This window comes from Nitrospirillum amazonense (assembly GCF_029594735.1).
Lineage (GTDB): Bacteria > Pseudomonadota > Alphaproteobacteria > Azospirillales > Azospirillaceae > Nitrospirillum > Nitrospirillum amazonense.
Genome location: NZ_JARPAF010000004.1, coordinates 870,072 through 887,366 on the forward strand (window position 1 = coordinate 870,072; position 17,295 = coordinate 887,366).

Consider the following 17,295-nt stretch of genomic DNA (forward strand, 5'->3'; position numbering starts at 1 on the left):
TTGTTGCCCCAGCGAATCGTGACGTTGATTTCGGGCTGCTGACGCGCAGAATCGGGGCCTTACTGATCAGGATGCCTTATCCCATGTTGTTTCCAGGCGATGAGTCCACCGGCGACGTGCCGGCCCCACCGGGTTCGGGCACCTTCGCCGTGGAGCGTCGCTGGGGGCCGTTGGTGCTGGTGGTCACCCTGGCCAGCCTGTCGTTCGCCGGCCTGTTCGCCGCCGGCCTCGGCCGGGAATCCGGCATGGGCATGCCCATGGTCATGGGGCTGGGCGCCCTGGGTATAGTCGCCGGCCTGACGCTGGCGGCGTTGGTCCACGGCCGTGTGCGCCGGCATGAGACGCTGCGCAGCCTGGTGCGCCAGCGCACGTGGGAGCTGGAGCAGGCGCGCACCCTGGCGGAGGAGCAGGCGGCCGCCCTGGCGCTCAGCAACCGCGACCTGCGCGTGGCTGCCCGCGTGATCGAGCACAGCGTCGACGGCATCATGGTGACCGACGCCGACAACCGCATCGTGCTGGTCAACCGCGCCTTCACCGACATTTCCGGCTACAGCGCCGACGAGGTGCTGGGCCAGGATCCGCGCCTGCTGAATTCCGGCCGCCAGGGCCCGGAATTTTATCGCGTCATGTGGCGGGCCCTGCGGGACGAAGGCGCCTGGGCGGGGGAGATCTGGAATCGCCGCAAGGACGGCACCGTCTATCCGGAATGGCTGCGCATCACCCTGCTGCGGGATGAGGACGGCGCCATCAGCCACCACATCGCCGTCTTCAGCGACCTGACCGCCAAGAAGGAGGCGGAGGAGCGCAACCGCCACCTGGCCTTCCACGACGCGCTGACGGGCCTGGCCAACCGCGCGCTGCTGATCGGCCGGGTGCGCCTGGCCCTGGCCAATGCCAAGCGGACGGGGGAGCCGGTGGCCCTGCTGCTGCTGGATCTCGATCATTTCAAGCTGCTGAACGACACCCGTGGCCATCCCACCGGCGATGCCGCCATCGTCGCGGCGGGGGAGCGTATCCGCCGCACCGTGCGGCCGGGCGACACCGTGGCCCGGCTGGGCGGGGATGAGTTCGCCATCATCCTGACGGGCGCCTCCCTCGCCGGCCCGTCGCTCACCGGGGCCGACAAGCGCCAAGAGGCGCTGGCCGCCGTGGCCCAGGTGGCGGAGCGGCTGGTGACCGCCTTCCAGTACCCGCTGGCGCTGGAGGGGACGGGCGGGGGCGAGGTGCGCCTGGCCTGCTCCGTCGGTGTGGCCGTGGCCCCCGGCGACGGCGACACGTGGGAAGCGCTGCTGCGCCATGCCGACGTGGCGCTCTATGCCGCCAAGCATGCCGGCCGCGACCGCTTTCATTTCTTCACGCCGGAGATCGGCGACCGGGTGCGCGACCGCACCTGGATCGAGGAGGGCTTGCGCGTTGGCCTGGGCATGGCCACGGGTGCGGGGGGCGATGGCGTGGTGGATGGCTTCACCCTGGCCTACCAGCCGCAATACCGCCCGGCCGCCACCGGCGTGGGGGGCACCCTGATGGGGGCGGAGGCGCTGGTGCGCTGGAACCATCCGGAGGACCTCAGCCCCGTCTCACCCGCCCGCTTCATCCCGGTGGCGGAGGAGACGGGCCTGATCGTGCCGCTGGGCGACTGGGTATTTCGCACCGCCTGCCGCACGGCGCGCAAGGTGCGCGAACGGGGCGTGGTGGGCTTCAAGATGGCGGTCAACCTCTCTGCCGTGCAGCTGCGCGACAAGGGCTGCGGCGACCGCCTGCTGCAGATCCTGATGGAGGAGGGCTGCACCCCCGGCGACATCGCGCTGGAGATTACGGAAAGCGCCCTGATGGGCGATGCCGAGGGCAACCTCCAGGCCGTGCACGACCTGCGCGCCAACGGCTTCCGCTTCGCCATCGACGATTTCGGCACGGGCTATTCCTCGCTGGCCTACCTGCGCAAGTTCGCGGCCGCCTATGTGAAGATCGACAAGTCCTTCGTCGACGGCCTGCCGGACGACGACGCCAGCCGCCAGATCGTGGCCGCCGTCATCGCCATGGCCCACCACCTGGGCCTGGAAACCATCGCCGAAGGCATCGAGACCGAAGCGCAGCTGGATTGCCTGCGCGAGCTCGGCTGCGACATCATCCAAGGCTACTTGCTGGGCCGCCCCATGCCGGAGGCGCAGCTCATGGCCCTGCTGGGGCCGGTGGCGGTGCCGGCCTAATTCGCGAGGTCCACGCCCGCCTTCCAGTCGGTGCCCGCCTTGTAGATGCCCAGGCGCTTCATCTCATTGGTGAAGCTGTCCCAGCGGGCGGCGGTCATGCGGCCGATGGCGTCGGGAGCCGCCGGGGTGCCCTCCACGATGCCGTCGTCCAGCAGGGCCTTGCGGCCATAGGCCAGGGTTTCGGCGTCCATATCGGGGTTGGATTTGCGGATCAGGGCGTCGGCGGGCGCCGCGTCGCCGTGCAGGTAGTGGCGCCAGCCTTCCGCCGTGGCGGCGACGAAGGCCTTCACCGCCGCCGGATGGGCCTGGATATAGGCGTCGTTGAACATCACCAGGCCGCTGTAGCCGTCATAGCCCTGGTCGGCCAGCAGGAAGACCTTCACGTCCGCCCCGGCCTTCTTCGCAATCAGCGGCTCGCTGGTGGCATAGCCCTGGGCCGCCGCCGTGGGGGTGGTGAGGAAAGGCGCCAGGTTGCCGGTGTAGCGGCGAATCTGGCTGTCCTCGAACGGGTACTTGCTCTTCAGCCAGCGCCACAGGGTGTTGATGCTGGGATCGCCCAGGAAGATGGGCCGGCCTTTCAGATCCGCCAGGCTGGTGGTGTTCTGGGCATGGGCCATCAGGATGGTGGGGTCCTTCTGGAACATGGACGCCACCGCCTTCACCTTGGCGCCGGCCTCCACCAGGTTCAGCACGTAGAAGGCGTTGGAGCCGATGGTGCCGTCGATCTTGCCGGCGGCCAGCATCTGCTGCGCGCTCATCCCAGGGCCGCCGGGCACGATGGTCACGTCCAGCCCGGCCTTCTGGTACAGGCCCTCCGCCACTGCCTGGAAATAGCCGCCGTGCTCCGCCTCCGCCTGCCAGTCCAGCATGAACACCAGCTTTTCCGCCGCGCGGGCCGGATGGCCGGGGACAGAGGCGGACAGCAGGGCGGCCAGCGCCAGGCCGGCCTTCAGGAAGGCGCGGCGGACGGGACGGGCAGGCATGGAGGTTCCCTCATCTTCTGCGACTGGTTAACGGCTGCAGAGCATACCCACTGTGCCGGGGCGACGGAAGCGGGGCCGGCGGCGATGGATGTTGCGCGCGGGGAAGGCGGACCTATAAGACTCAAAGGAGCCGTTTCAGCCCTCAGCCGGAAAGCCGTTCCCGCCCATGCCGTGTCGCCTGCCTTGTCCCCTGGCCGCCATCCCCCATGCCGGAGCCCGGTCATGAGCCGCTGGCTGCTGGTGACGGGCGGGGCCAAGCGCCTGGGGCGCCTGATCGCGTTGACGGCGGCCGGGGCGGGCTGGGATGTGGCCTTGCATTGCAACGCCTCGGTGGACGCCGCGACGGCCACGGCGGAGGAGGTGCGGGCGCTGGGCCGTCAGGCCCTGGTGGTGCGGGCCGACCTGGCCGACCCCGCCCAGGTGGAAACCCTGGTGGCGCGCACGGCCGCCGCCGCCGGCCAGCCGCTGGCGGGCCTGGTCAACTCCGCCTCGCTCTTCGAATGGGATGATGCCGCCAGCCTGACGGCGCAGGGCTTCCTGGTGCACCAGACGGTCAACACCCTGGCGCCGGTGCTGCTGACCCGCGCCCTGCACCAGGGGCTGGGCCCAGGCCAGCGTGGGACCGTTGTCAACATCCTGGACTTCAAGCTGGCCAACCCCAACCCGGACCACCTGTCCTACACCCTGTCCAAATACGCCCTGGCCGGCGCCTCGCGGCTGCTCGCGCGATCCTTGGCCCCCGCCGTTCGGGTCAACACCGTCTCCCCCGGCTACGTCCTGCCGGCCCCCGGCCAGGACGAGGCGGAGTTCCAGCGCCTGAGCCGCCGCAACCCCCTGGACCGCGCGCCCGACGCGCAGCAGGTGGCGGATGCCGTGGTCTTCCTGCTGAACCACGACACCATCACCGACCAGGACATCGCGGTCGACTGCGGCCTGCGCTTCCTGAACCTGGCGCGCGACGTGGGCATGGCTTGAGGGCAGCCGACCACTGAGCCGGTATGTCTGGGGGCGTTATATTTGGGGAAGGGGAACGGATGGTGGGCGCGGTAGGGATTGAACCTACGACCCCCGCCGTGTGAAGGCGATGCTCTCCCGCTGAGCTACGCGCCCATCCGTCCGGGCTGTGCCGGCCTGTGCCGACGGCAACATGATCTAAGGTATTGACCACGTTGGTTTCGACGGATGGTGGGCGCGGTAGGGATTGAACCTACGACCCCCGCCGTGTGAAGGCGATGCTCTCCCGCTGAGCTACGCGCCCATCCGTCGTGGGGGCGGTTTGTAGAGGGACGGGGGGCCTGTGTCAATATGCTTGTTCGGGGCGGTTGATAAATCCATTCTGAGGTCCGGCCGCCGCCCCGACAGGCTGGCGGCGTCGGTTTCCAAGGGAAGGGATGGGTATGCGCGTCGCCTTGTGCCTGAGCGGTCAGCCGCGGACCTGGCGTCATTGCATCGACAGCCTGCGTCGCCTGGTGGCCGGTCATGAGGTCACCACCTTCCTGCATCTGTGGGATGAGGTGCCGGAGGCTGAACGGGTGGAGATGCTGGCCGCCTACCAACCCGCCGCACACCTGGTGACGGCACGTCCCCCCTTTGCGGCGGAGAAGCGGCGCATGGCGGAGCGGTGGCACTACCGCCCGCCCTTTTCCGTCTTCGACATGTTCCACGCGGTGCAGCTTTGCCTGAACCTGGCGCTGGGGCACAAGGGTCCGGACGGCAAGGCCGCCCCCTTCGACGCCATCGTGCGGGTGCGCTACGACAGCCGCTTCGACGACACGCTGCCCGAGGACTGGTTCCGCACGCCCGGGCTGATCACGCCGGACAGCTGGACGCCGGCGGATGGCTACAACGACCAGTTCGCCTTCGGCCGCCCCGCCTTCATGCGGCTTTACGCCGCCTTCGCCACCTGGCTGCCCCGGGGGATAGAGGGGCATGACCGGGCGGTGTTCCAGCCGGAGGCGGCGCTGCGGCAGTATCTGGACAAGGTGGCCATGGTGCCAGTGCGCCAGGCGCCCCTGCGTGTCACCCTGCTGCGCGAGGGCCAGGAGGATCTGCCCTTCGACAAGCTGACCGATCTGCCCATGATCCACGCCCGGAAGGCGGCGGCGTGGAAGCAGTACGCGGAGGCGGGCTTGCCGGCCGACCTGGTGGAGAAGCTGGACTTTTCCCACTATGCCGAGGCGCCGCTGATGGTGGACCAGCAACTGTCGGATCTGCTGGAACCCATGGACGAGGCCGCGCGCCACGCCCTGCTGCGGGCCCCCTGGGTTGAGCGCATCCTGGCGGTGGACGCCTTCCTCGCCGGCCTGGTTTCCCAGCGCTCCGGCAACGGCACCCTGACGGGGGAGGAGTATGAGCGGCTGCGCCTGCTAAGCGCCGGCCTGATCTACCGCATGCCGCCTGAAACCACGATGGACGCGGACAGCGCCATCCTGCACGTCCTGTCCTGCAACGTGGTCGATGCCACCCGGGTTGCCGATTGGCTGAAGGTGGTGGGCGACCCGGGGCGGGAGGCCCTTCAGCGTCGGCTGGGCCGCTTGACCATCCTCGCGGCGGCCATCGCCCACGCCGACCCCTTCGAGCAGGACTTCCGCCTGGGCTGGCGCTTGAACTGAGCCTCAGGCCACCGGTTCCAGCGTGCGCAGGGCCACCAGGGCGTCGGGCGTGTCCACATCCAGGAGCACGCCGCCGTCGGACGGCACGTCCACCACCCGGTCGGCATGAGCGGCCAGCAGGCTGCGCGCACCCTGGTCACCGGTGATGCCGGCCATGGCGGGAACCAGGTCGGCCGGCCACAACACGGGGTTGCCCCGGCGCCCCTCCGCCACCGGGACGACGATGGCCCGGCCCGCCGCCGCAGTGAAACAGGCCAGCAGGCGGCGGTGCGTGTCCGCCGTGACGCGCGGCATGTCGCCCAGGCAGACCAGCACGCCCGTGCCGCCGGCCACGCCGCCAAGCCCGGCCTTGAGCGAGGCGCTGAGGCCCTGGGCATGGTCCACCGCCTCGATGAAGCGCACGTCCAGCCCGCGCAGGGCGGCGCGCACCTCCGCCGCCTGGTGGCCCAGCACCACGGTCACGCGGCTCGGGTTGGCGGCCAGCGCCGCCGTTACCGCGTGCCGCACCAGGGGTTGGCCGGCATAGTCGGCCAAGAGCTTGTTGGCGCCCATGCGGCGGGCCGATCCCGCCGCCAGCACCAGCGTGGTGACGGGAAACTCCGCCGCCACTGCCGGGGCGGCCTGCGGCCCCGGTGTGGGGATGGCGCGGTGACGAGGCATGGGGCGGCTGGGGATGTCGGTCAGCAGGCCGCCGACCCCCATGCCCATGATATCGGCGGGCGTGACCTCCAGCCCGGCGGCCACGCGTTGCAGGATCCAGTCGAACCCGTTGATGCGGGGCGACCGGGCGCACCCCGGCAGGCCCAGCACCGGCACATTGCGCAACCGCCCCAGTAGCATGAGATTGCCCGGATCCACCGGCATGCCGAAATGCAGCACTTCGCCACCCGCCTGGACGATGCCCATGGGCAGCACGTCGCGCCGGTCGGTGATGGCCGAGGCGCCGATGACCAGCAGCAGATCCAGGTTCAGGGATGACAGTTCCGCCAGTGCCCCGGCCACGGCCGCAGCGTCGTGGGCCAGGCGCCGCTCCGCCACCAGGGTGCCGCCCACCTGGGCCAGGCGTGCCTCGGTGACGGCCACCGTCTTGTCCAGGGTCACCGTCTTCAGGCCCGGCAGGCGGGTCTGCACCAGGCCGGCACGGACGCCGCGCCACGGGGCCAGGCGCAGGGCCGGCACGTCGCCCCTGGCCGCCTGCTCCACGCGGGCCGCCAGGCCGTCAGGAACGGCGAAGGGAATAATCTTGATGGTGGCGGCCATGGCGCCCGGCGCCAGGGGAGAGAATGCCGCCGCCGTGGCCACGGTCACCGCCTCGTCCACCTGGTTCAGGCGATTCAGGCGGGCGGCGTCGACGAGCAGCAGGCCACCGGTCTCCGCCATCACGTTCACCCGGCCGGTGGTGGCGGGCGTTAGGGCCAGGCCGGCGCCGGCGACGGCGCGGGCGATACGCGCGGCGGCGGCGTCCTCCCCCACATCGTCGGGATCCAGCCGTACGGCGACCACCTCCGTCACGCCGGCGGCGGCGAGATCGGCCAGGTCGGCCGCCGACAGCCGGCGACCCTTGGGATAGCGCAGCGTGCCAGCCTTCAGGCTGTGGGCCAAAACGGCCCCCTCGGCATCGGCGACGGGCAGGGGGCCGAAGCGCATGGTGTCAGCGTCCGGTTGCCTGGGGCGCCTGGCATTGGCGCCGGGCGGTCTTGGCGCCGCGCAGGGCCAGGGTCATTTCGGCCAGGATGGACACGGCGATCTCCGCCGGGGTCAGGGCGCCGATGTCCAAGCCGACCGGGCCGTGGATGCGCTCCAGCGCGGTGGGGCCGAAATCGGCCATGCGTTCCAGACGGCGCTGGTGGGTCTTGCGGCTGCCCAGGGCACCGATGAAAAAGGCGTCGCTTTCCAGGGCCGCGCGCAGGCCCGGCTCATCCAGCTTCGCGTCATGGGTCAGGGTGACGACGGCGGTGCGCCGGTCCGGCGCCAGCGCGGCAACGGCATCGTCCGGCCACTCCCGCACCAGGGTGACGCCGCCGCCCGTGGGGAAGCGGGCGGCGCTGGCGAAGGCGGCGCGGGGATCGACCACGGTCACCTCATAACCCGCCAGCCGCGCCATGGGGGTCAGCGCCTGGGCGATGTGCACGGCGCCCACCAGGATCAGCCGCAGGGGCGGGTTCCATACCTGGGCGAACCATTCCCCCTCGACCTCCTCCGGCGCGATCAGGACGGACCGATCCTGGGTCAGGGCCTCCAGCACCTGGGCGCGCACGGCCTCCGGCAAGGCGGTTTCACCCTGCTGCCGCTCCGCGTCCACCAGGGTCTGCTGCCCGGTGGCGAGGTCGGTGACCAGGGCCGCCGGTCGCTTGGCGTCGGCCGCGGCCAGCAGGGCCGACAGCAGCCGCCGGCGCGAGGCGCCGTGGCCGGGGCCCATGGGGGCCACATAGATGCGCACGGTGCCGCCGCAGGCCAAACCAACCTCCCACGCCCGCTCATCGGGCACACCGAAGGTCAGCAGCCGCGGCTCCCCATCCTCCAGGGCGCGCAGGGCCTCTTCCACCACCGCCCCCTCGACGCAGCCGCCGGAGACGGAGCCGATCATGCCGCCCCGGGCGTCCACGGCCAGCTTGCTGCCCACCGGCCGGGGGGAGGATCCCCAGGTAGCGATGACCGTGGCGATGGCTGCCGCCTGGCCCCGGGCCAGCCAGCCCTCCACCGTGCGCAGGATGGACAGCTCGTCCACCGGCGCGTTGACCCGCGCGGCGTCCTGCGATGCCTCCGGGGGCGAAGGGGGAACGGGGGAGTCGAGGGTCATGGGTATACCGACGCGGTTTTGGGCGGGCGCCCGGGCCCCTTCCCAGATAGGACGTCGGGGCGTGGATTGCCAGCCTGCGGGGCCGACCTAGGGTGCTCGATGATGCTGGCTTAGCGGATCAGCACGATCAGCAACAGCAGGACCAGCACCAGGAGGGGGATCCAGATCATGGGCCGCAGGCCGGCGTGGGTGACCGGATGGGCCATCGTCGGGGCCGGCTGCGCCGTGTCCGCCGAGGGCTCGGGCGCCGCGGGCTCCGGCGGGAGGGAGATGCCGGCGGAACCCAGGGCTTCGGCCTCCGTGGGCCGCACCTGGTGCTCGATGGCGCGGGCGTGGGTTTCCGGTTCCAGCGGCAAGGCGGCCGGTTCGGGCGTTTGCGCCGCCAGCTCGTCGCGCGCGGCGCCATCCTGGGCCGCCGCGACCAGGGTGGGGGCCATGGCCTCGGTCAAGGGGGCCAGTTCCACCAGGGGAATGGACTCGGCGGGCGCGGGCTGGTCGGCGGCTGGTACTTCGGCGGGCGCCGGTTCCGCTTTGGGCTTGCGCGCGCGTTTGGGCGCTGTTTCAGGTCCGGTCGCTGGCCCGGCTGCGGGAACCTCGACCGCCTTTTTGGTGCGGGTGCGCTTGGGTTTGGCATCCGCCGGCACCGCCTCGGCGATGGCGGCGGCGTCCACGGCGGGTTCGGCCAGGGCCACATCGGCAACCAGCGCGGGGTTGGTGGTGGCGGCCGTGGCCAGCAGGCCCGTCAGATGGGCGAAAAAGGCGCGGGTGTCCGCTTCGGCGTCCGCATCGACGGTGGCGCTGAACACCAGCCGGGTCTGACCGTCCCCCGCGTCCACCAGGCGGACGGCGGCCTGCTGGCCATCGCCGTGCAGGACGCACCCCTGCGGCGGGTCCAGGTCGGATAGGGTGATGGTGCTGTCGTAGCCCGGCGGCACGCTCTGCCGCAGCAGCTCGGCGTCGTTCAACGCCACCCACACCAGATCCAGCGGGGCCGCGACCAAGTATTCGCCGGTAATGTCCATCCTGGACGTCCTTGTTCTGCCGTTTCCCGCGACCGTACTGGGCACCGGCCACCGGGGCAAGCCCTCGTCCGGTACAGCACAGCCCCTTGATGGAAAATGGCTATCAATCACCGCGGGCAGCCGTCGTGGGCGATATACGGCGTGGGCGATATACCGCGCGCCTGCAACCTCCAGCTGGCGCGACGGGTTCTCGGAGGGCCGGTGATCCGGTCGCGGCGCGGTGGGAAACGCCGTCTATGTTCCCCAATGGGCATAGGCGCCCCTTGGTCCGCCTCCTAAAAAAGCACGGGGATGATTTCTGCGCCAAGGCCGATGTCTTTGGCGGAGGTCAGTAACCATGCCGGCGATATTGACGAATTTTGGCCGTAATCATCATCTTCTACTAACGATGAAAAGTGCTTCTCTTGTGGACATGCCCGATTCGCTGTACCGTGGAGGCGTCATGATCGTCGCACCCTTGCCCGTTCTGGACCTTGCCCCCGCCCAGCCGCCGGCGGCGACCCTTCATATCGACCGTGTGGGCGCGGTGCAGGAGCGTGAGGCGCGGCAGCGTGACCGGCGCCGTCGTCAGTCCCCGGAGGAGGGCGCGCGTCACGGCCGCTCCCTGTTCGACGATATCGTGGATGAGGTCGACCCCACCGGCGCGCTGGAACCGGACCATGAGGAACGGCTGCGCCAGAACCTGCGGGGGCTGGTGCGCAGCGGGGCCCCAGTGGCGTCGCCGGCCGCCGGCCGGGAGCTGGACCATGTGGTGGACCACCTGGCGCCCCAGCATGCCCACCTCAGCGACGCGGAACGGCTGGAGAATGCCCGTCTGGCCGACGCCCTGCGGCAATGCCTGGCGGTGCACAGCGACGGCGCCCGGAAGATTTCCACCTATCTGCAGGCCCTGATGGCCCAGAACGGTGAGATCCACCATGTGGAACTCACGGTCTGAGAGGCGGCGTCAGCTTGCCTGCCGCCCACCCAGGCGCAGCAGCGCCTCGCGCCGCTGCTCGTGAAGGTGGCTGACGGTGCGGACCGCCAGCAGGTCGCGCCGTGCCAGCCGGTTACTGTCGCGTCACAGCACCGGTAGGCGGCCGTGGCCTTAATATATCGCAATACGATATTTATGAAGAGGCCTTCCCTCAGCCCTGCCTTGCGTTCCCGGTCCAGGGGCGCTCTCTTGGTGTGCCAAGGCTTGTAAGGAGCGACCGCCCCATGTCCACCCCGCCCCCCGTGCCCGAGCGGGCGGATCCGCTGGAGAAGGCGGATTACGAGTTGCTGGCGGAGTTCCGCCACGTGTTGCGCCGCTTCCTGTCGTTCAGCGAGGATGCGGCCGCCGTCGCCGGCCTGACGGCGCAGCAGCACCAGGCGCTGCTGGCCATTAAGGGGTATCCTGGCCGCGACCATGTCACGGTGGGGGAGTTGGCGGAGCGGTTGTGCGTGCGCCCGCACAGCGCCGTGGGCCTGATCGACCGGCTGGAGGGCAACGGCTGGGTGCGCCGCGCCCCGGGGCCGGAGGACCGGCGCCAGGTGGTCATCAGCCTGACCCCAGCGGCGGAGGATCTGCTGGCCGGCCTGTCGCGGGTGCACCGGGATGAGATCCGGCGCCTCTCGCCCTTGCTGCGCACCCTGTTCGACCGGCTGGAGGGGTAGGGCGCCCCACCTCACGCGGCGCGGATAAGGGTGATCGCATGTTCCGGGCAGGCGCTGACACACAGGCCGCAGGCGCGGCACTGGTCCGCCCGCACGGCAAAGGCCTGGCGATAGCCGTGGAAGAAGCCCTTCACCCGGCCACCCAGGCTGAGTTCCCCCCTTTCCGCCGCCGGCAGCACGCCGATCTCGAAGACGTCATAGGGGCAGACGCGCACGCAGTCGTCCTTGCCCTCGCAGCGGTTGCGGTCGATGCGCGGGACGATGATGCCTGGGGGCTGCTTGCAAGACGCGGTGTCGGCCAAGATATTCCTCCGTGACTACGGGTGGTCACTCGCGTCAGTGTACCGGGCCGTCCCACGCCCGGAAATTCGCGTCCCCAAACGCTCCACGCCCGGGCGTCCGAGCCTAAGGAAACAGCCGCGCCAGGCTTGGTCGCGCGCCGTGGTGGATGCCGTTCTGGATGCGACCGCTCGCGTTCCGAACCGGGCTTCGCCTTTGATAGCAATACATCAGGATATCTATTCCAAGGGTGAGGCGACGCCCACCATAACCCTGTAGTCCCGCGAGGAGGGCCCGGCCCGTGTCGGCGCCGGCGGGACAGGGGGGGGTCTGGTGTTTGGCATGCTGAAATCCGTGCGCATCGCCGTTCTGTTGAACGCCGTTTTGGGCATTCTGTTGGCCGTGCTGGTGGTGGTGCTGGGCATCGCCACGACGGGCGCGTACGCCGACTATCGCCGCGCCGCGCGCACGGCCCGCATGGGCGATGCCGTGGGTGACGTCTTCCGCGCCCTGCAGAATACCCGGCTGGAACGGGGCGCGTTCAAACGCCTGATTCCGGAAAAGACGACGGCTTCCCCCGCGGCCCTGGCCGAGGTGGCGGGCCTGCGGGCCAAGTCCAACCCGGCCATGGACAAGGTGCTGGCGGCGTGCGCGGACCTGGACTGCGGCGCCGGGGCTGGCGTGGCCGATCTGACGGCCGCGCGCCAGACGCTGAACGACGTGCGCGCCGTCGCCGACAAGGCGGTCCTGCAGCCGCAGGACCAGCGCCCCGCCGACCTGTTCAAAACCTGGAACGCCGCCTCCGACGGCCTGGTCGCCAAGCTGGAGGCGGTGGGCACCACCCTGGGCGCCCGCATCAGCCGGGAAAGCCCGGCCTTCGCCAGCCTGATCGCGCTGAAGGACGCCTCCTACGTCACCCGCGACGCGGCGGGGCTGGAGCGCAACATCCTGATGTTCGTGCTGCAGGGGCAGACCTATACCCCGGCCATGCAGGCCCAGTCCGCCGGCCTGCGCGGCCAGCTGGAGGCCGGCTGGCGCCTGACCAAGGCGCTGAGCCTGCGGGAGGACGTGCCCGATGGCGTGCGTCAGGCCATGGCCGCGGCTGAAGCCGCCTATTTCAAGGAGGTGATGGGGCTGCATGAGCAGATCGAGAAGGCGGTGCTGGCGGGCACGCCCTCACCGGTCTCGCTCGACCAGTGGATGGCGCGCAGCAACGCCTCGTTCGAGGTGCTGGCTGCCGTGCCCATGGCGGCGCTGGACGCCGCCCGCGACCTGGCCCGGGATGAGGGGCAGGCGGCCCTGCGGCGGCTGATCGTCGATGGCGTGCTGCTGGTGCTGTGCCTGGGCCTGGGGGTTGGCGGCGTGGTCATGGTGGCCCGGCGCGTGACCCGTCCCATGACGGCCATGACCGGCGTCATGCTGCGCGTGGCGCGGGGGGATCTGGAGGCGGAGATCCCCTACGCCGACAACCAGGATGAGATCGGCGACCTGGCCGGCGCCCTGGGCACCTTCCGCGCCAACGCGCTGGAGCGCCAGCGGCTTGAGGACGCGCAGCGGGCGGAGCAGGCGGGGCGCGAGCGCCGCGCCCGCGCCGTGGACGCCCTGGTGGGCGAGTTCGACGCCCAGGTGCGCGAGGTTCTGCGATCGGTGGAGGCCTCGTCCCACCAGTTGACCCAGATCGCCGGCGCCCTGGGCGGCATGGCGGACGCCACCTCCTCCCAGGTCGCGGCGGCGGCCGAGGCGGCGGAGCAGACCTCGGGCAACGTGCAGACCGTCTCGGCGGCGGCGGAACAGATGGAAAGCTCCGTCCGCGAGATCGGGCAGCAGGTTGCCCATTCCAGCTCCATGGCGTCCAGGGCGGTGGATGAGGCGGAGCAGACCAACGGCACCGTCGCCAGCCTGGCGGAGGCGGCGCAGCGCATCGGCGACGTGGTCAAGATGATCAACGACATTGCCAGCCAGACCAACCTGCTGGCCCTGAACGCCACCATCGAGGCGGCCCGGGCGGGGGAGGCCGGCAAGGGCTTCGCCGTGGTGGCGCACGAGGTGAAGCAGCTGGCCGGCCAGACGGCCAAGGCCACCGATGAGATCGGCGCCCAGATCAATGCCATCCAGAAGGCGACGGACCAGGCGGTGGGCGCCATCGGCACCATCGGTCATTCCATCCGCAACATGAGCGAGGTGTCGACCGCCATCGCCGCCGCGGTGGAGGAGCAGGCCGCCGCCACGGGTGAGATCAGCCGCAACGTCCGCCAGGCCGCCGACGCCACCCGCGACGTCTCGCGCAACGTGGCCGACGTCTCGGCCGCGGTGGGGGAGACGGGCCGGACCGTGGCCGACATGCACGGCGCGGCGCAGGGACTGACCGGCGACGCCGACCGCTTGCGCGACGCGGTGGACCGCTTCCTGGCGGGTATTCGCGCGGCTTAAGGCGATAGGAGAACGCGGGGGTCCGGGCCGTCGGTGTAGCGGGCCGGGACCCCCGTTTCCGACACGGCGGCCGCCCACAAGGCCCAGCGGCCGCCGCCAGACCCTGTCAACAGCAGGGATAGCGCTCGCGCCGCGGCGGGAGCCCGGGCCGCCGCCTGGCGCAGGCTGTCGCCAGCGGTGACGCCGTCACGCGTCGCCATGTCGGCCCACAGCGTGAACAGGGCCGCGTCACTGTCCGTGCGTCCCTGCCGCAGCGCCCTGTCCACCAGCCAGTGGGCGATGAATCCGCAGGCGTAGGGCATGCGGTTGCGCGCCACCGTGGCCGGGCTGTCCAGCGGTCGGTCGCCCAGGCTGGTGACGCACAGGTCCAGCTGTATCTGCACCTCGCCTAAGGTGGGCAGGGCGCCGTGGCGTGTGACCAGGCCGGTGGCGTAGTCGGCCGCCCCCTCGTTCATCCAGTCGGGGAAGTCGGCGGCATCGTGGCGGCGCAGGAACAGGTGGAAGACCTCGTGCGCCAGCAGGCGGTCCCGCTCCGGCTTCAGTTCCAGGCGCGGCACGCGCCAGACGCCGCCGATCTGCAGCAGCAGCATGCCGCCGCCGGTGACACTGCCCCGCAGGAAGGGGGCTGGCCGGTCCTGGTAGACGATGATGGGGGATACGGCGTCGCGCGGCGCCAAGCGTGCTCGGTAATAGGCCAGCGCGCGGGACAGGCCCGGCGTCACCTCCGCCCGCCACGCGTCAGGAAGATCGGGCCGGGCTATGAGGCGCCCCAGATCCGGCCGCTTGGCGTCGACGGGGGTCACATAGTCGGCGGGGCCGACGAAGAAATAGCCGCCCAGGGCTTGGCTGCCCGTCGGCAGGGTGGTGACGATGCCATGCTTCAGGCCCGTGCCGATGCCGGCCGAGCGCGCCATCAGGAAGGGGCCGTAGACCAGGAAGCCGCGATCCCCCAGGCGCAGCAGCACGGGATAGGTGCGGTCGACGAAGCGGCGGTCCTCCTGGATGCGCAGGGTGAAGTCGCTGAAGGCGTGGCCGTCGGTCGCCCGCACCTCCGGGCCCCGTATTTCCATTCCCGGCGTCTCGACCCGCCATACCGGGTTCTGCCAGGCGACCGGGCCCCGGCCCAGGGTCAGGCTGGTGACGGGGCTGTCCAGGTGATAGGCGGCCGTCAGCCCATCGCTCTCGGGAACCAGGGTGATGAAGGCAGCATTGGACGCGGCCCCGGCCCGGCCACTGAAAAGCAACGTCAGCGCCAGTAGGACGACATAGGAAAAACGGGGTCGCGGCATAGATGGCATCCCGATAGCACCTGGGGACGGCAGAGCCTTAACCCAAGACGGGCATTTAAGAAATCGAAAGACGGCCTGCACCATTTCTAAAATTTCTCACCGGCTGATCTGTCCTACACTCCCCTTCACGACATCCCTTCACCCCGATTTCCCATCGACGGCGGCAGATCCATTGCCGCCGCCCAGCCGGAGGCATGACATGGGCGTAGTATCGTTGAAGCAAGCCGACAGCACCCAGGCGGGCGACCTGGTCATTCGCCGCCTGCAGCCCACCATCGGGGCGGAGATCAGCGGCGTGGACCTGTCCCGCCCTCTGGATGATGCCACCCGCGACGCCATCAAGGCGGCTGTGCTGCGCCACAAGGTCGTGTTCTTCCGCGACCAGGACATCACCCGCGACCAGCAGGTGGCCTTCGCCGCGCGCTTCGGCCCCATCTATACCCACCCCACCACCGCCGGCGTGGACAAGAACCCGCAGGTGCACGGCATCACGGCGGCGGACTTCGCCAAGTACGAGCAGGAACGGGCGGCCGCCGCGGCCAAGGCCGGCAAGGTCGCGACGCCGTACGAAGACAAATACCACACCGACACCAGCTGGCGCCTGGTCCCCGCCTGGGGTGCCGTGTTGCGCGGTGTGACCATTCCGGAAGTAGGCGGCGACACCATCTGGGTGGATGCGGAGGCCGCCTACAACGGCCTGCCGGAGGCGGTGAAGCGCCGGCTGGAAGGGCTGCATGTCACCCACGACTTCCGCGAGGCGCTGAACCGCGCGGGCAAGGACTATCCCATCGTCGCCCACCCCGTGGCCCGCCGCCATCCCGAGACGGGCGCCACCATCCTGTGGGTCAACTACTCGCAAAAGCCGCAGATCCTGGGCGTGGAGCTGGCGGAAAGCCGGGAGCTGCTGGACCTGATCCTCGCCCAATACAAGCGGCCGGAATACCAGGTGCGCTTCTCCTGGCGGCCCAATTCCGTGGCCTTCTGGGACAACCGCGCCGCAGTGCACTACGCCGTGCGCAATTACGGCGACTTCCCCCGCGTGGTGGAGCGCGTGCTGATCGCCGACCAGGCTCATTATGCGGATCTTTAAGGGCCTGGTCCTGGCGGCGCTGCTGGCCGCCTTCGCCGTGCCGGCGTCGGCGGCTGAGCTGGCGCCCTTGCGCGTGGGCGACCAGCGCGGCGCCGTGCAGGTGCTGCTGAAGGCGGCGGGGGAACTGGACCATGTGCCCTACCGCATCGAATGGGCGCTGTTCCCCGTGGGCGCGCCTCTGGTGGAGGCGCTGAACGCCGATGCCATCGACTTCGGCTATGTCGGCGATGCCACCACGACCTTCGCGCTGGCGGCCGGTGCCCGCCTGAAGACCATCAATGTCTGGGACTTCGGGCAAGGGGGCAGCGCCATCGTGGTGCCGGACAAGGCGCCCATCCACACGGTCGCCGACCTGCGCGGCCATCGCGTCGGCCTAGTGCGCGGTTCGCCCGGGCATTTGCTGGTGGTGGCGGCACTGAAGCAGGCGGGCGTGCCTTTGGCCGAGGTCACCCTGGTCTATCTGACGGCGGCCGATGCCAAGGCGGCTCTGACCAGCGGGTCCATCGACGCCTGGGCCATCTGGGACCCTTACGTCGCCGCCGCCCAGCTGCAGGACCACATGCGCATCCTGGTCGGCAGCCAGGGCACCGTGCGCGAGGTGGAATGCGGCGTCGCCAGCGACAGCGCCATCGCCACCAAGCGCGCCCAACTGACCGACTTCATCGCCCGGGTCCGCCGCGCCTATCAGTGGGCGCAGGCCCACCGCAAGGAACAGGCGGAGGCCTATGCCCGGGACACCGGCACGCCCATCGAGGTGGCCACCCTCACCTTTTCCCGCCAGCAGGTGATCGTGCTGCCGGCCGTGACGGACGACGCCGTTGCCGTGCACCAGGCCGTGGCCGACCTGTACTTCGAGGCCGGCGTCATTCCCCGTCCCGTGAACGTGGCACCCACCTACGACCGCAGCTTCTCGCTGAACCCCTAATCGTCGCGGAGACCGATCCC

General features: G+C 70.5%; 14 protein-coding genes and 2 tRNA genes. 8 read left to right on the forward strand and 8 right to left on the reverse strand.

Features of this window, described 5'->3' with window-relative positions; translation table 11 throughout:
* Positions 1 to 83: 83 nt before the first annotated feature.
* Positions 84 to 2,207, forward strand: coding sequence for a putative bifunctional diguanylate cyclase/phosphodiesterase (locus tag P5F91_RS24600; RefSeq protein ID WP_277908537.1), 2,124 nt, complete (start codon positions 84 to 86; stop codon positions 2,205 to 2,207).
* On the opposite strand, the gene P5F91_RS24605 is transcribed toward P5F91_RS24600, so the two are convergent.
* Positions 2,204 to 3,190, reverse strand: coding sequence for an ABC transporter substrate-binding protein (locus P5F91_RS24605; RefSeq protein ID WP_277908538.1), 987 nt, complete (start codon positions 3,188 to 3,190; stop codon positions 2,204 to 2,206). The two genes, P5F91_RS24600 and P5F91_RS24605, sit on opposite strands and share 4 nt — an antisense overlap.
* 222 nt (positions 3,191 to 3,412) lie before the next feature.
* Between P5F91_RS24605 and P5F91_RS24610 the strand changes: the two genes are divergently transcribed.
* Positions 3,413 to 4,165, forward strand: coding sequence for an SDR family oxidoreductase (locus tag P5F91_RS24610; RefSeq protein ID WP_277908539.1), 753 nt, complete (start codon positions 3,413 to 3,415; stop codon positions 4,163 to 4,165).
* 60 nt (positions 4,166 to 4,225) lie between these two features.
* On the opposite strand, the gene P5F91_RS24615 is transcribed toward P5F91_RS24610, so the two are convergent.
* Positions 4,226 to 4,300: transfer RNA gene (locus P5F91_RS24615), tRNA-Val, on the reverse strand.
* Between the two features lie 73 nt (positions 4,301 to 4,373).
* Positions 4,374 to 4,448, reverse strand: a tRNA-Val gene (locus P5F91_RS24620).
* 139 nt (positions 4,449 to 4,587) lie between these two features.
* On the opposite strand from P5F91_RS24620, the gene P5F91_RS24625 reads away from it, so the two are divergent.
* Positions 4,588 to 5,802 carry a hypothetical protein gene (locus tag P5F91_RS24625; RefSeq protein ID WP_277908540.1) on the forward strand — a complete coding sequence of 405 codons (1,215 nt, stop codon included), beginning with the start codon at positions 4,588 to 4,590 and terminating at the stop codon, positions 5,800 to 5,802.
* A gap of 3 nt (positions 5,803 to 5,805) precedes the next feature.
* Here the strand turns inward: P5F91_RS24625 and P5F91_RS24630 are convergent, their stop codons facing one another.
* From P5F91_RS24630 to P5F91_RS24640, 3 genes are all read right to left on the reverse strand, one after another.
* On the reverse strand, positions 5,806 to 7,449 hold the full coding sequence (locus tag P5F91_RS24630; RefSeq protein ID WP_277908541.1) for an NTP transferase domain-containing protein: 1,644 nt from the start codon (positions 7,447 to 7,449) through the stop codon (positions 5,806 to 5,808).
* 4 nt (positions 7,450 to 7,453) lie between these two features.
* Positions 7,454 to 8,602, reverse strand: coding sequence for an XdhC family protein (locus P5F91_RS24635; RefSeq protein ID WP_277908542.1), 1,149 nt, complete (start codon positions 8,600 to 8,602; stop codon positions 7,454 to 7,456).
* A 110-nt stretch (positions 8,603 to 8,712) separates the two neighbouring features.
* The gene (locus P5F91_RS24640) at positions 8,713 to 9,624 is read right to left on the reverse strand and encodes a hypothetical protein (protein WP_277908543.1); all 912 of its coding nucleotides are present in this window, start codon (positions 9,622 to 9,624) and stop codon (positions 8,713 to 8,715) included.
* Positions 9,625 to 10,066: 442 nt separating this feature from the next.
* On the opposite strand from P5F91_RS24640, the gene P5F91_RS24645 reads away from it, so the two are divergent.
* Both P5F91_RS24645 and P5F91_RS24650 read left to right on the forward strand, forming a co-directional pair.
* Positions 10,067 to 10,561 (forward strand): hypothetical protein, encoded by a 495-nt coding sequence (locus tag P5F91_RS24645; RefSeq protein WP_145609903.1) that lies wholly within the window; start codon positions 10,067 to 10,069, stop codon positions 10,559 to 10,561.
* Positions 10,562 to 10,824: 263 nt separating this feature from the next.
* Positions 10,825 to 11,262 (forward strand): MarR family winged helix-turn-helix transcriptional regulator, encoded by a 438-nt coding sequence (locus tag P5F91_RS24650; protein ID WP_145609904.1) that lies wholly within the window; start codon positions 10,825 to 10,827, stop codon positions 11,260 to 11,262.
* Between the two features lie 11 nt (positions 11,263 to 11,273).
* On the opposite strand, the gene P5F91_RS24655 is transcribed toward P5F91_RS24650, so the two are convergent.
* Positions 11,274 to 11,564, reverse strand: a complete 291-nt coding sequence (locus tag P5F91_RS24655; protein WP_211106895.1) for a 4Fe-4S dicluster domain-containing protein — start codon at positions 11,562 to 11,564, stop codon at positions 11,274 to 11,276.
* A gap of 319 nt (positions 11,565 to 11,883) precedes the next feature.
* Between P5F91_RS24655 and P5F91_RS24660 the strand changes: the two genes are divergently transcribed.
* A complete protein-coding gene (locus P5F91_RS24660) occupies positions 11,884 to 13,971 on the forward strand; it encodes a methyl-accepting chemotaxis protein (protein ID WP_277908544.1) in 2,088 nt (695 codons plus the stop codon).
* Here P5F91_RS24660 and P5F91_RS24665 read toward each other — a convergent pair.
* Positions 13,968 to 15,260, reverse strand: a complete 1,293-nt coding sequence (locus P5F91_RS24665) for a hypothetical protein (protein WP_277908545.1) — start codon at positions 15,258 to 15,260, stop codon at positions 13,968 to 13,970. The two genes, P5F91_RS24660 and P5F91_RS24665, sit on opposite strands and share 4 nt — an antisense overlap.
* A 199-nt stretch (positions 15,261 to 15,459) precedes the next feature.
* Between P5F91_RS24665 and P5F91_RS24670 the strand changes: the two genes are divergently transcribed.
* Together P5F91_RS24670 and P5F91_RS24675 are read left to right on the forward strand one after the other, a co-directional pair.
* Complete coding sequence (locus tag P5F91_RS24670) at positions 15,460 to 16,350, forward strand: TauD/TfdA dioxygenase family protein (protein ID WP_145609908.1); 891 nt, start codon at positions 15,460 to 15,462, stop codon at positions 16,348 to 16,350.
* Positions 16,337 to 17,275, forward strand: a complete 939-nt coding sequence (locus P5F91_RS24675; protein ID WP_145609909.1) for an ABC transporter substrate-binding protein — start codon at positions 16,337 to 16,339, stop codon at positions 17,273 to 17,275. The genes P5F91_RS24670 and P5F91_RS24675 overlap by 14 nt, the downstream gene beginning before the upstream one ends.
* Positions 17,276 to 17,295: the final 20 nt, after the last annotated feature.